Below are 15719 nucleotides of genomic sequence, written 5' to 3' on the forward strand. Positions count from 1 at the left end.
AAGCAACTATACAAACATATGATATTATGCTAGATAATCAATATGTAACCTCATATCAATTACAAATAGGAAAAACATATACGATAAAAGGATATGCAAGTAGTACTAATAGAGTTTTATACGAATTTTGGGTTAAAGATTTAAATACCGGAACTTTAACAAAAATAAGAGAATATAAAGAAGATAGGTATGCAAGCTGGACGCCTACAAAGTCTGGTAAATACACCATTATTGTTAATGTTAAAGATATATTCAGTTCAGATATTTTTGATTCGAAAGTAGAAAAAACATTTACAGTATTAAGTAATTCAGGATTTAAAACAGTAATTGTTGATGCAGGGCATGGAGGATACGATAGTGGTGCTGTAGGACCAACTGGTATTAAAGAAAAGGATGTTACTTTAAAAGTAGCTTTAAAGTTAGGAAGAATTTTAGAGAATAATGGAGTTAAAGTTATTTATACTAGAACTAGTGATAATGTATCTTGGCCTTCAAATGAATCACAGGATTTAGAAGCTAGAGTGTCTATTGCGAATAGTAATAATACAGATTTATACGTAAGTATACATGCTAATAGTTTTAATGGATCAGCTTATGGAACAGAAACATATTATTATAATGGAAGTGCAAAGGGAAAAGAAGCTGCAGAAGCAGTGCAAAAAGAACTTATAAATGCTATTGGTTTATATGATAGAGGCGCTAAAACAGCAGGGTATTATGTTTTAAAAAATACTATAAGCCCATCCATATTAGTTGAGTTAGGGTTTATAGATAATAGAAATGAAGAAATTCTTTTAAATTCTGATTGGTTTCAACAAAAGTGTGCAGAAGCTATTGCTAAAGGAATATTAGGAACTAGCTTTATGTAATTTAATAAATATAAAAACTGATAAATTAATTACAAAATCTTTTATCAAATTTTAATTATGTTAGTTTTTAAATATAAAAAACCATTAATTATATATAATTGGTGGTTTTTTTATATTTTAGATATTATATGAGTAAAAATTTAAATAAAACATATGATATAATAATTTACAAAGGAGGTGAATTTATGAATCATAAGAATATATCTTTATTAAAAGAAAGGAGGAGAGATATGAATATAAGAAAAATAGAAAATATAGTGAAAGACTTTACATTAATATTTTTTATTAGTATGATTATAACCTTTGTACCTTTATTTAAAGTACATGCTAGTAGTACTACACCTATAGTAGGACGAGCTCAATTAACACAAGATCAAGCATTTAACTATTTTAGAACTAGAAACAGTGAAAAAAGTGACCAAGCTGTAAAAAACTTCATTTCAATAGTGTGGCAGGAAGCTAATTTAGAAGGAATAAAACCAGATGTGGCTTTTATGCAAATAATGAAGGAAACAAATTTTTTGAGGTTTACAGGTGATGTTAAAGAATGCCAGAATAATTTTGCTGGTATTGGTGCTACAGGTGGTGGTGTATCTGGTGCTTATTTTAAAGATACAAGAACTGGAGTAAGAGCTGTTGTACAACATTTAAAAGCTTATTGTAGTACTGAAGGATTAAGAACTTCTTGTGTAGATCCAAGATTTACATATGTTAAGAGAGGAATAAGTCCTTATGTTGAGTGGTTGGGTATAGGAGAAAATCCTAATTATCCAGATCAAGGTTGGGCTACAGATAACAATTATGGTAAAAGTATAGTTAGTATGGTGCAAGTGGCTAAAAATTTATCTAGCAGTCATGAAAATAATATTGATAATGTACAACCTAATTACAAAGCAAAGATACAAACATATGACATAATGGAAGGAAATAAGTATATAACAGATAAGAAATTAGAAGTGAACAAGTTATATACAATAAAAGGTTATGCTAGTAGTGAAAATGGAGTGTTATATGAATTTTGGGCTAAAGATGTATCAACAGGAGTTTGGGCAAAGATAAGAGAGTATAAAGAAGATAGGTATGCAAACTGGACTCCAAATAAATCAGGTCAGTATATCATAAAAGTAAATGTAAAAGATAAAAACAGTAACTTAGAGTTAGATGGAAAAGTTGAAAAAACATTTACAGTAATTGCTGGGAATACAAAACCTGGAAAGGCGAAAATACAAACATATGACATAATGGAAGGAAGTAAGTATATAACAGATAAGAAATTAGGAGTGAACAAGTCATATACAATAAAAGGTTATGCTAGCAGTGAAAATGGAGTATTGTATGAATTTTGGGCTAAAGATGTATCAACAGGAGTTTGGGCAAAGATAAGAGAGTATAAAGAAGATAGATATGCAAACTGGACTCCAAATAAATCAGGTCAGTATATCATAAAGGTAAATGTAAAAGATAAAAACAGTAACTTAGAGTTAGATGGAAAAGTTGAAAAAACATTTACAGTAATTGATGGGAATACAAAACCTGGAAAGGCAAAAATACAAACATATGACATAATGGAAGGAAGTAAGTATATAACAGATAAGAAATTAGGAGTGAACAAGTTATATACAATAAAAGGTTATGCTAGCAGTGAAAATGGAGTATTGTATGAATTTTGGGTTAAAGATGTATCAGCAGGAGTTTGGACAAAGATAAGAGACTATAAAGAAGATAGATATGCAAATTGGACTCCAAACAAGTCAGGTCAGTATATCATAAAAGTAAATGTAAAAGATAAAAACAGCAATTTAGAGTTAGATGGAAAAGTTGAAAAAACATTTACAGTAATTGCTGGGAATACAAAACCCGGAAAGGCAAAAATACAAACATATGACATAATGGAAGGAAATAAGTATATAACAGATAAGAAATTAGAAGTGAACAAGTTATATACAATAAAAGGTTATGCTAGCAGTGAAAATGGAGTATTATATGAATTTTGGGCTAAGAATGAATTAGAAGGTAATTGGATAAAAATAAAAGATTATTCTTCTGATAGATGTGCAAATTGGACTCCAAATAAATCAGGTCAGTATATCATAAAAGTAAATGTAAAAGACAAAAACAGTAACTTAGAGTTAGATGGAAAAGTTGAAAAAACATTTATGGTAATTCCTAAGGGTGAAAAACCAGGTAAAGCAAAAATACAGACTTATGATATAATGGAAGGAAATAAATATGTAACAAGTAAAAAATTAGATTTAAATAAAAAATATACTATAAAGGCCTATGCTTCTAGTAGTAATGGAGTTTTATATGAATTTTGGATAAAGGATGTCCGTAAAGGGAATTGGGTAAAGATAAGAGACTACAAAGAAGATAGACTAGCTACTTTTTCAGTAAGTAATCAAAGTAGCTATATTATAAAAGTTAATGTAAAAGACAAATATAGCCTTAACAGTGTTGATTCTTATGTAGAAAAGAACTTCACAATAGGTGATTTAATGAGAACTATAGTTTTAGATGCAGGTCATGGAGGCAGAGATTCAGGAGCATTATCATCTCAAGCTACTGGAAGATTACATGAAGCAGATATAGTTCAAAAAATTACTATCAAGTTGGGAAACCTTCTAAAAAAAGCAGGATATAATGTTATCTATACTAGAGATAAGATAGATCTTTATAATTATCCTTCAGTAACACAAAATTTAGAAGATAGAATAAATGTAGCTAATAGTATAAAGGCTGATTTGTTTATGAGTATACATGCTGATTCTTTTGATGTATCATCGGCTAATGGATATAGTGCTCATTATAGTAGTTATAGACCTAAGCTAGATAATTCAGGAATATACGAGGAAGATGATATAACTTATGATAAAACTCCTTGTGATGCAGCATTAAAGAGTAAAGTGTTATCACAACTTATAGTAAATGAGATGTCTTCTTTAGGGGGATCAAATAGAGGAATAAGTGATCATAATTTATATGTTACAAAAAATGCCTTAATGCCTTCTGTACTTGTGGAAACTGGATTTGTTTCTAATGATGCAGAGGTTAGAAAATTAAATAGTGACTCTTATCAAAATCAAATAGCTCAGAAACTTTATAATGCAGTAACAAAGTTATTTAATATATAGTTTACAAAACCGTTGATATATTTCTTATCAACGGTTTTATTAATTTATTTATAAATTATAAATGATATTTTCTATTTATTGTATATATGATAAAATAAAGATATTGCAAAAAATTGTTGAATAATTTTATCAATGATGTAAAATAAATAAGTAGAGTTTAGAGTTTAAGGAAGTGATTATATGAGAAAAGATAGGAAATTGATTCTTTATGATATATTATTAATAATTTTATCATTATATTTAGCAATTCTACTGAGATTTGATTTTGGTATGGCTTCTATGGCTTCGGAGTTTAAAAAATATATGATATTTTTTAAATTATCAGTAATTCCAGTTATAATAATAAGCTTATTTTTTAATAAAATATTTAATCTCTATAGTAGTATATGGAAATATGCTTCAGTAGAAGAGCTTATGTCTATAATTTATTCGGTTTCTATATCTAATATTATATTTATAATTTATAGTTATTTTATTAATTATAAAGTTTTAGAAAGTAATTATTTTAGATTTCCATTTACTGTACATATAATATTTTGGATTTTATCTATAGTATCTTTAGGGGGAACAAGATTTATATATAGAGTTATAGAGGATAAAGAATGTAATAAGAACAAATGTAACTGTGATTCTAAAGAAAAGAAGTTACTCATAATAGGGGCAGGAGATGCAGCAGCCCTTATTATAAAAGAAATAAAAAGAAATAAGGAATTAAATTATAGTATAATAGGTCTTATAGATGATGACATAGAGAAGTTAGGAAAGAGAATAAATGGGATACCTGTTTTAGGCGGAAGAGAAAGTATTATAAAGATATCTAAAAATAAAAAAATAGATGAAATAATATTAGCTATACCTTCAGCATCATCTTTAACAAAAAGTGAAATAGTATCTATATGTAAAGAAACTAGTTGTAAATTAAAAACTTTACCAAGCATGGATAAGGTAATACAAGGAAAGTTTAATATGAGCAAGTTAAGAGATGTAAGTATTGAAGATTTACTTGGAAGAGAGGAAGTTAAACTAGATGATAGTGGAATAAATAAATATATAAAGGATAAAGTAGTTTTAGTTACTGGCGGAGGGGGATCTATAGGTTCAGAACTTTGTAGACAAATAGTTAAATTTTCACCTAAAAAACTTTTAATATTAGATATATATGAAAATAATGCCTATGATGTGCAAATGGAGTTAAATTATAAATATCCAGAGCTAGACAAAGCTGTTATAATAGCTTCTATAAGAGATGAAAAGAGGATAAAAAATATATTTTCATTATATAAACCAGACGTAGTTTTTCATGCAGCAGCTCATAAGCATGTTCCATTAATGGAAGAGAACCCAGCAGAATCCATTAAAAATAATGTAATAGGTACCTATAACTTAATAAAATGTGCCCATGAATTTGGGATTGAACGTTTTGTACAAATAAGTACAGATAAAGCTGTTAATCCAACTAATATAATGGGAGCTACAAAAAGATTTTGTGAAATAATGATTCAGGCTTTTGATAAAATAAGTAAAACTGAATTTGTAGCCGTTAGATTTGGAAATGTTTTAGGAAGTAATGGATCTGTTATTCCATTATTTAAAAAACAAATATCTCATGGAGGACCTGTCACTGTAACCCATCCAGAAATAAATAGATATTTTATGACTATACCGGAAGCAGCTCAATTAGTTATACAAGCAGGTGCTATGGCAAAAGGTGGAGAAATATTTGTTTTGGATATGGGAAAACCAGTTAAAATTGTAGATTTAGCTAAAGATTTAATAACCTTATCTGGGTATAAACCAGGAGAAGATATTAAAATTGAGTATACAGGATTAAGACCTGGGGAAAAATTATATGAAGAATTATTGATGGATGAAATAGCTTTAACATCAACAGGACATAATAAAATATTTGTGGAAAAACCTATGGAAAATAATATAGACTTTGTAGAAAAATCCATAGAAGAATTTAAGGAAGTTGTTTATAATGATAAAGAAGAAATATTTGAATTAATAGAAGAGAAAGTTTCAACATATATAAGAAAAAAATAGTGCTTAACAAATAAGGGATAAGTTTTATTTGAAAAAGTTTAAACATAAAATAATAGTAGCTATAAAGTAGTGACAAAAATTAAAAATATATAAATTAAGCGTTTGTGCGTTGTACTAGGAGGTATAAAAATGTCACAATTAAAAAAGGATTTAATGACTAAATTAGAAAATAAAACAGCTAAATTAGGTGTGGTAGGATTAGGTTATGTAGGACTTCCACTAGCTGTAGAAAAAGCTAAAGCGGGATTTGAAGTTATAGGTTTTGATGTTCAAGATAAAAAAGTAGAGTTAGTTAATGAAGGTAAAAATTATATAGGAGATATAGTTGATGATGAATTAGCAGATTTAGTTAAAGAAGGAAAATTAAAAGCAACTACAGATTTTTCTTTTGTAAGTGAAGTAGATGCAGTAGCTATATGTGTACCAACACCATTGGATATATATAAACAACCAGATATATCTTATGTTGTTAGTTCAACTAAGAGCATTGCAAAATATCTTCACAGGGGTATGCTTGTAGTTCTTGAAAGTACTACATATCCAGGAACAACAGAGGAAGTTTTAAAACCAATACTTGAAGAAACTGGCTTGAAATGTGGAGAAGATTTCTTTTTAGGATTTTCACCAGAAAGAGTAGATCCAGGTAACAAGCAATTTAAAACTAAAAATACACCTAAAGTTGTAGGGGGTTGTACAGAAGAATGTACAGAAGTAGCTGCTATGCTTTATAGAAGCGTTTTAGAAGGAGAAGTATATGTAGTATCTTCACCAGCAGTAGCTGAAATGGAAAAAATACTAGAAAATACATTTAGAAATATAAATATAGGCTTAGCTAATGAAATGGCTATATTATGTAAAAAAATGAATATAGATGTATTTGAAGTTATAGATGCAGCTAAAACAAAACCTTATGGATTTATGGCTTTCTATCCAGGACCAGGTCTTGGAGGACATTGCATACCATTAGATCCTTTCTATTTAGAATGGAAAGCTAAAGAATATGATTTCCATACAAGGTTAATAGAAGTATCAGGAGAAATTAATGATCGTATGCCTGAATTCGTGGTAGAAAATGCTATGAAATTATTAAATGAAGATAAAAAGGCTATGAATGGATCAAAGGTTTTATTACTTGGATCTGCTTACAAAAATGATATAGATGATATGAGAGAATCTCCAGCATTAAAAGTAATAGAGCATTTAGAGAAAAATGGAGCTAATGTACAGGTTAACGATCCATATATACCTGAATTTAAGCATAAAGGTAAATTATATAAATCAGTAGATTTAGAAAAAGGATTAGAGGAAGCTGATATCGTAATTATAACTACGAATCATAGTTGTTATGATTATGAACATATAGTAGAAAAAGCTAAAATTTTATATGATACAAGAAATGCTACAAAAGATGTGAAGAATAATAGAGAAAAAATACACAAACTATAATATTAATAATAGGATAAGTTCTTTTGGACTTATCCTAATTAATAAAATTTGGAGGGATAGTAATGAAAAAACTTAAATTTGCTATTGTTGGCTGTGGAAGAATTTCTTATAAACATGTAGAAGCTATAATAAATAATAAAGAAGAAGCTGAATTGGTAGCAGTTTGTGATGTGCTTGAAGAAAAAGCTATAGAAAAGAAAAATGATTATATATCAAAAATAAATGAAAAAGTTAATGTAAATTTATATACAGATTATAAAGAAATGTTAGAGAAAGAAGAAATAGATGTAGTTACTATAGCTACAGAAAGTGGATATCATCCAGAAATAGCTATAAATTGCATGGATAAGAAAAAGCATATAATATGTGAAAAACCTATGGCATTATCTGTAGATGATGCAGATAGAATGATAGAATCAGCAAAGAAAAATAATGTTAAACTTTGTGTAAGTCATCAAAATAGATTTAATGCACCAATACAACAATTAAGAAAAGCAGTAGAAGCTAATAGATTTGGAAGATTAGTAAATGGTACAGCAAGAATACTATGGAATAGAAATATGGGATACTATCATCAAGCTCCATGGAGAGGAACTTGGGAACTTGATGGGGGCACTTTAATGAACCAATGTATACACAATATAGATTTGCTTCAATGGATGATGGGTGGAGAAATTGATACAGTTTATGCTCAATGTGATACTTTCTTAAGGGATATAGAAGCAGAGGATTTTGGAGCTATAGTAGTAAGATTTAAAAATGGAGCTATAGGAATAGTTGAAGGAAGTGCTTGTGTATACCCTAAAAACTTAGAAGAAACATTGAGTATATTTGGAGAAAAAGGTACAGCTTGCATAGGTGGACTTGCCGTTAATAAAATAGAAACTTGGAAATTTGAAGATGGAACTGAAAATGAAGAGGAAGATATATTAAAAGCCCAAGAGGGAGATCCAGATTCAGTATATGGCTTTGGACATACTCCGTTGTTTAAAGATACAATAGATGCTATAAAAGAGGATAGAGCACCTTTAGTGAGTGGAGAAGAAGGTAAAAAGGGTATGGCAATAATATTAGCCGCTTATAAATCAAGACTTACAGGTATGCCAGTTAAATTCCCATTTAATAATTTTTCAACAATGGATATGGTAAATGTAGAAAAGATAAATAGATAATTTATTAATTAAAAATTAATTTTTTAAAATTACCATCAAAATATGATATTATATTATGGTGGTAATTTTAAAATTTTATTTTATATAGGAGTGAAAACATGGAAATGAATTATATATCACCAAAATCTAAATTAGGTAATAACGTTCAAGTAGGAAGATTTGCTATTATAGAGGATGATGTAGTTATAGGAGAAAATTGCATTATAGGACATAATGTAATTATACATAAAGGAACAGTTATAGGTAATAACGTAAGAGTAGATGATAATACTGTAATAGGTAAAGAACCTATGAGATCGGTAAATAGTATATTTAAAGATGATAAAAAATTTGAACCATGTAAAATTAGCGACGAATGTTTAATAGGAGCGGGAGTAATAGTATATATAGGTTCTAAAATAGGCAATAAAACTTTAGTAGCTGACTTAGCTGTTATAAGAGAAGATGTAGCTATAGGAGAAAGAACAATAATAGGGAAAGGTGCAACCATAGAAAACTTTTGCAAGGTAGGCTCAAATTGTAAAATTCAGACCAATGTATATTTAACAGCATATTCAGAAGTAGAGGATTATGTTTTCATAGCCCCTTGTGTAGTAACATCTAACGATAACTATGCTGCTCGATCAAAGGAAAGATTTGGTAAGTTCAAAGGTGTTACAATCAAAAAAGGTGGAAGAATAGGTGCAGGGGCAATTATATTACCAGGGAAAACAATACATGAAGATGGTTTTGCAGCAGCAGGAAGCTTAGTAACTAGAGATGTAGAAAAAGCCAAAATAGTTGCAGGAATACCAGCTAAGGCATTTAAAGATGTTCCAGAAGAACAATTATTACAAAATCAATAAATTTATTTATAGTAATAAAATGCAAAGAGTACGGAGGTTAGTGATGAACACCAAAGTTTATGATCAGTCTAAATTAATGTTTATAATATTATCAGTTTTAGTACTATTAAATTTTTTCATTTTTCCAGATAGAATTTTTATTCAAATATTCACAGTGGTTTATTTGTTTATTATATATAAAAAATTTGCAAAAAATAATAAGGATTTTTTATATTATAGTACTTTATTATTAGCTATAATTAATTTCTCAATGGAGATCCCATTAACAAGGAGATATTCAATATATTATTTTTATGTAACATTATTTATTTATATGATGGGTTTGATAGTTTATTGTGTTAAAAATAGAAAAAATATAGATATAAAAAAATTATTTAAAAATCCGTATATTTCATTTTTGATGATTTTTATATTATATATGATTTTTACAATGTTTATAGCAGAGAGCAAAAAATTAGCTATAAAATATATATATAATTTTTTTATAATGGTGTCTTTAGCAATAATGATATGTTTTCATAATAAGAGTGAAAAAAATCTAGAGCTTACTTTAAAATTCTTAAAATATTTATTTGGAGGTATATTATTTTTAGGTATATTAGAAATATGCGGAATATCTTATGGCATAAGAAACCATTTTGTAGAATGGGATCCTATGGCTGCACAAATTGAATATGTAAAACATATACCTGTAACATTTTTTTATAATCCAAATAATTATGCTGTGTTTTTAGTTTTAGGAATGGCAGCTTTAGCTATATCTTTTTTATTTGCTGATAATAAAAAAGATAAAATGATATATGCTTCATTGTATTTTATAGCTCAAATAAATCTTATATTTACTAGATCAAGGACAGCATGGATAAGTATATTTTTGATAATATTATTTTGTATGGGATTTTATATGCTTAAATTTAAAAATAATAAACGAAAAATATTACAACTAACACAGATATTTTCAGTTACTGTTTTAGTATTTGTGGCAATATCTTGCATACCGTCCATGAAACCGTATTATGGAAAATTTTCAACTTCTAAATTTTTTAATTTTAAAAAGCAGGATACAGCCATTGAACAGCCCCCAATCGCTATTGGTAAAAAGGGTTCAGATAATCAAAGGATTACACTTATGTATGATGTTGTACATGGTGTTTTTTATGAAAAACATTATTTTGGTTTTGGGCCAGGAAATATAGAAAAGCATGTTGAGAAAATGAATAATACATTTGGAGTATTTAATGTTCATAGCTTATGGTTTGAAATTTTGGGAAATTTTGGGATATTATTCTTCTTATATTATACATACATTTATTTACATATTATAATTAAAAATTTAGTTTTACACTCTAGAGAAAGGCAATCACAAAATCCAAAATTATTATTATTTGCATGTTTAATGTTTGGATTAATATTCTTGTCTTTTGCTCCTAGTAGTATCATGTGGTATACCCCATTTTGGATAGTGATAGGTTTAAGTATAAATTCTATAAATTTAAAATCTAGCTTAAAATAATATATAATTATTTATTAAAGATATAAAAGTTTACATTAATTAATTTATATAGTTATATTAGTAAAGAACATAGAACATAGAACATAGAACATAGAACAAAGAGATTTGTAATTTTTCTTAATTATTTTTTGAAAATATTTTAAGTCAAAATGTTAATATAAATTGAATGGTAATTAAATCATTATAATTTGTGATTTAATAATATGAATATATTTTATTAGGAGAATGTGTATGAACATATTAATAATGTCAAGTTGGTATCCAAGTAAAAATAATTTAGTAAGTGGGATATTTGTATATGAGCAGGTAAAAGCTTTAAAAGCATTAGGGAAAAATGTTATAGTTTTTTATCCTTTTGATGAAAACATAGAAAAAGGAAAAGTAGTTAAAAGTATAGAAGAGAATATAGTAGTTTATAGGAGTAATACAGACTATATAAAAAATACTAAGATATCAAGAGTGAATAGCATTATAAAGTCTGTTAGCATTTTATCTAAAATAGTCAAAATTGAAAAAATTGATTTAATTCATGCTCATGTATGTTACATTGCTGGTATTATAGCATCAGTACATAATATGTTTTACAAAAAAGTACCATATATAATTACAGAACATTCTTCAAAAGTAAAAGAATACAGTAATAAAAATTATAATAAAAAGTTATTCTATTTTGCATATAAAAATGCACAAAAGGTAATCACAGTAAGTAATAGTTTAAAAAATGAACTAAAAAATTTAGGATACACTTTTAATGATGAAATTATAGGTAATATAGTAGATACTAATGAGTATTATATAAAAGACAAAAATCAATTGGCAACTGGACTAAATGGATTGTTTATTGGATTAATGAATGATAATGAGGTAAAGGGACTACAGTATTTTTTACCTGCCTTACAAAGTGTATTTAAGAATTATAATGATAATATAAAGTTTACCCTTATAGGAGATGGACCTAAAAGAAAAAAATATGAAGCCATGGTTAATGAATTAAATATAAATAATATATGTAAATTTATAGGGGAAGTACCTAAAAAAGAAATACCTGAATATATAATGAACCATGATTTTTTAGTATTACCAAGTGTTAAGGAAACATTTGGTAGTGTTTTAATAGAAGCTATGGCAGCTGGAAAGCCAGTTTTAGCAACTAAATGTGGTGGACCAGATGAATTTGTAATAAAAGATGTCGGTATATTGGTTGAAAAGAAAAGTGAAGAAGCATTAGAAAAAGGGCTTATATATATAATTGAAAATTATGAAAAATTCAACTCATATAATATAAGGAAATATGCTGTGGAAAATTATAGTTATGAAGCAATTGGAAATCAACTAATTGATTTATATAATAGTATATTAAATTAATTATATTTTTAGGAGTATAGTATGAAGAGAAGATGTATATTTCATATACCTTATAAAGTGGATTTAAATTGGCCTTCAGGTTCTCAAATAAGGCCTATAAATATGATAAAAGCATTTGAACAAAATGGATATGATGTAGAAATTATTATGGGGTATGGTGAAGAAAGAGAAAAAAAAATTAAAAAAATTAAAAGCAATATTAAAGAGGGAATAAAATATGATTTTTTATATTCTGAAAGTTCTACAGAACCTACATTATTAACTGAAAAAAATCATATACCATTATATCCTTTCTTAGATTTTGGATTTTTAAAATATTGTAAAAATCATAATATAAAAATAGGATTATTTTATAGAGATATACACTGGAGATTTTCTCAATATAAAAAAAATGTTAATATCTTTAAAAGGATAGTGGCTTATACTTTTTATTTTTATGATCTATTAAAATATAAAGCAATAATAGATATATTATATTTACCAAGTAAAAAAATGTATAGATATATACCTATAAAGTTAAAGTGCAAAGTGGAAGAATTACCACCAGCTTTTGAAGCGTCTATTCCTAGTAATGAAATATGTGAACAAACTAAAAAAGAAGATTTCATAAATATATTTTATGTAGGGGGAGTTAATCCTCAATTATATAATTTAGAAAAAATGTTTTCTGTAATAAACAATGAGAAAAAATATAAATTAACAGTTTGTTGTAGAGAAAATGAATGGAAGTCTTATAATAAAATATATAAAAAATACATTGGTGATAAAATAAAAATTATTCATAAAAAAGATAAAGAATTAAACAAGTATTTTGCTGAGGCTGATGTAGTAAGTTTATTTGTAGAACCACAAGAGTACTGGAAGTTTGCGATGCCAGTTAAATTGTTTACATATATATCTTATAAAAAACCTATAATATGTTGCAAAAATACAGCTGTTGGAAAGTTTGTTATGGATAATTCAATAGGCTGGGAAATAGATTATTCAGAAGAGAGTCTTTCTAAATTGTTAGAATATTTATCTTGCAATAAACAAGAAATATATGTAAAGAAATCTAATATTACTAAAATAATAGATCAACATGACTGGAAAGCTAGAGCAAGAAAAGTTATAAATGACTTAATATAATGTAAGTCATTTATAAGAACGTTGGAGGCATAAAAATGAAAATATGTTATTTAGCTGATGCTAATAGTACACATACTAAAAAATGGTGTAAATTTTTTAAAAACAAAGAGTATGATATACATGTAATCTCATTAAATGATGGAGATATAGATGGCGTTACTGTACATAGCTTTAACAAAGATTTAGATAAGATAAGAAAAGGGAACTCTTTTAATAAAATTTCTTATATAAAATATTTTAATGATATAAAAAAAATAATAGAAAGAATAAACCCGGATGTTGTTCATGCTCATTATGCAACTAGTTATGGTTTATTAGGAGCACTATCAGGATTTCATCCTTATATAATTTCTGTTTGGGGAAGTGATGTGTATGACTTTCCTAAGGGAAGTTTTGTGAAAAGAAAGATGGTTGAGTACAATTTATCTAAGGCAGATATTATAATGTCTACAAGTAAAGTAATGGCCAAAGAAACAAGTCAGTATACTACTAAAAATATAGAAATAACTCCTTTTGGAGTAAATATAGATAGATTTAAACCATTTAGTGATAAATATAAAAAAAGGGACAATTTAGTAGTTGGTACAGTTAAGACATTAGAGCCTAAATATGGTATAGAGTACTTAATTAGAGCCTTTGCAAAAGTAAAGCAAAGGCATAGTAATATTAAGTTAGAAATTGCGGGGGTTGGAGCACAAAAGGATTTTTTACTTAATTTGTGTGAAGAACTTGATATAAAGGAAAATGTTGAATTTCTAGGTTTTATAAATCAAGAAAAGGTAATAGAAGCTTTTAATAGATTTGATATAGCTGTATTTCCTTCAACATTAGATAGTGAAAGTTTTGGAGTAGCAGCAGTAGAAGCACAGGCTTGTGGAACTCCAGTTATTGTTTCTAATGTAGGAGGACTACCAGAAGCTACATCTCCTAATAATAGTAGCTTATTAGTAAATAAGAAAAGTGTAGATGAATTAGCAATGGCTATAGAAAAGTTAATTGAGGATGATAATTTAAGGATAAATATGGGAAAAAGCGGAAGAAAATTTGTTGAAGATAACTTTAATATAGAAGATAACTTTAATAAGGTAGATACTATATATAAATATATAATTAAATAATATGTGGAGGAGATAGTTCATGAAGATATTAACGGTAGTTGGTGCGCGTCCACAATTTATAAAAGCAGCAGCGGTTTCTAATATAATAAGAAAAGAGCATACAGAAATATTAGTACATACAGGACAACATTATGATGAAAATATGTCTAAGATATTTTTTGAAGAGTTAAGAATACCTAAGCCAGATTATAATTTAGAAATAGGTTCAGGTAATCATGGCGAGCAGACTGGTAAGATGCTTATAGAATTAGAAAAAATATATTTAAAAGAAAAGCCAGATTTAGTATTAGTTTATGGAGATACAAATTCTACATTAGCAGGAGCTTTATGTGCAAGTAAATTATTAATACCTGTAGCTCATGTAGAAGCAGGCCTTAGAAGTTTTAATATGAATATGCCTGAAGAACAAAATAGAATTCTTACAGATCATATATCAAAATTATTATTTGTACCTACAGTTACAGCTGAAAAGAATCTTCATACTGAAGGTGTTAATAAAGGTGTTCTTAATGTAGGAGATGTAATGTTTGATGCAGTATTACATTTTAAGAAATTATCAGAAAAAAAGGAAAGCATACTAGAAAAAATTTCTGTAAAGCCTGGAGAATATATTTTAACAACAATACATAGGGCAGAGAATACTAATGATATAAATAGATTGAAAAATATAATAGAGGCATTAAATGAAAGTGGAAAGAAAATAGTATTACCACTTCATCCAAGAACTAAAAAATATATAGAGGATTATAACTTACAGTTTAGTAATAATATAAAATTAATAGAGCCAGTAGGTTATCTTGATATGATCACTTTAGAAATGAATTCACAAAAGATAGTTACTGATAGTGGGGGAGTTCAAAAGGAAGCTTTCTTTATGGAAAAACCTTGTGTTACTATGAGAGATGAAACAGAATGGGTAGAGACTGTAGAAAACGGATGGAATGTAATAGTAGGAACAAATAAAGAAAAAATATTAAATGCTATAGTAAATTTTAAGCCTAAAAAAGAACAACAAAAAATATTTGGAGACGGTCATGCAGCAGAAAAAATATTAGATATAATAAACAAAATGAAGTAATTATTTTG

11 protein-coding genes are annotated in these 15719 nt (G+C 27.2%); all 11 read left to right on the top strand.

Going from position 1 to position 15719, the window contains the following annotated elements; genetic code table 11:
* The coding region (locus ACYUEW_RS07035) for an N-acetylmuramoyl-L-alanine amidase family protein (RefSeq protein WP_460276512.1) at positions 1 to 869 on the top strand (869 nt) is incomplete at its 5' end.
* A 185-nt stretch (positions 870 to 1054) separates the two neighbouring features.
* Complete coding sequence (locus ACYUEW_RS07040) at positions 1055 to 4000, top strand: N-acetylmuramoyl-L-alanine amidase (protein WP_460276513.1); 2946 nt, start codon at positions 1055 to 1057, stop codon at positions 3998 to 4000.
* A gap of 180 nt (positions 4001 to 4180) precedes the next feature.
* The gene (locus tag ACYUEW_RS07045; protein WP_460276514.1) at positions 4181 to 6046 is read left to right on the top strand and encodes a polysaccharide biosynthesis protein; all 1866 of its coding nucleotides are present in this window, start codon (positions 4181 to 4183) and stop codon (positions 6044 to 6046) included.
* Positions 6047 to 6175: 129 nt separating this feature from the next.
* Complete coding sequence (locus ACYUEW_RS07050) at positions 6176 to 7492, top strand: nucleotide sugar dehydrogenase (RefSeq protein ID WP_085333765.1); 1317 nt, start codon at positions 6176 to 6178, stop codon at positions 7490 to 7492.
* A 62-nt stretch (positions 7493 to 7554) separates the two neighbouring features.
* A complete protein-coding gene (locus tag ACYUEW_RS07055) occupies positions 7555 to 8664 on the top strand; it encodes a Gfo/Idh/MocA family protein (RefSeq protein ID WP_085333764.1) in 1110 nt (369 codons plus the stop codon).
* Positions 8665 to 8762: 98 nt separating this feature from the next.
* Positions 8763 to 9509 carry an N-acetyltransferase gene (locus tag ACYUEW_RS07060; protein ID WP_085333763.1) on the top strand — a complete coding sequence of 249 codons (747 nt, stop codon included), beginning with the start codon at positions 8763 to 8765 and terminating at the stop codon, positions 9507 to 9509.
* 43 nt (positions 9510 to 9552) lie between these two features.
* On the top strand, positions 9553 to 11022 hold the full coding sequence (locus ACYUEW_RS07065; protein ID WP_257411338.1) for an O-antigen ligase family protein: 1470 nt from the start codon (positions 9553 to 9555) through the stop codon (positions 11020 to 11022).
* Positions 11023 to 11253: 231 nt separating this feature from the next.
* Positions 11254 to 12387 carry a glycosyltransferase gene (locus ACYUEW_RS07070; RefSeq protein WP_042384317.1) on the top strand — a complete coding sequence of 378 codons (1134 nt, stop codon included), beginning with the start codon at positions 11254 to 11256 and terminating at the stop codon, positions 12385 to 12387.
* Positions 12388 to 12408: 21 nt separating this feature from the next.
* Positions 12409 to 13515: a glycosyltransferase family protein gene (locus ACYUEW_RS07075; RefSeq protein WP_003483615.1), complete on the top strand. Its 1107-nt coding sequence runs from the start codon at positions 12409 to 12411 to the stop codon at positions 13513 to 13515.
* Between the two features lie 35 nt (positions 13516 to 13550).
* Complete coding sequence (locus tag ACYUEW_RS07080; protein WP_459566342.1) at positions 13551 to 14633, top strand: glycosyltransferase; 1083 nt, start codon at positions 13551 to 13553, stop codon at positions 14631 to 14633.
* A 19-nt stretch (positions 14634 to 14652) separates the two neighbouring features.
* Positions 14653 to 15711 (top strand): non-hydrolyzing UDP-N-acetylglucosamine 2-epimerase, encoded by a 1059-nt coding sequence (gene wecB / locus ACYUEW_RS07085; protein WP_003483619.1) that lies wholly within the window; start codon positions 14653 to 14655, stop codon positions 15709 to 15711.
* Positions 15712 to 15719 lie beyond the last annotated feature (8 nt).

Source organism: Clostridium sp. CTA-1 (genome assembly GCF_054768215.1).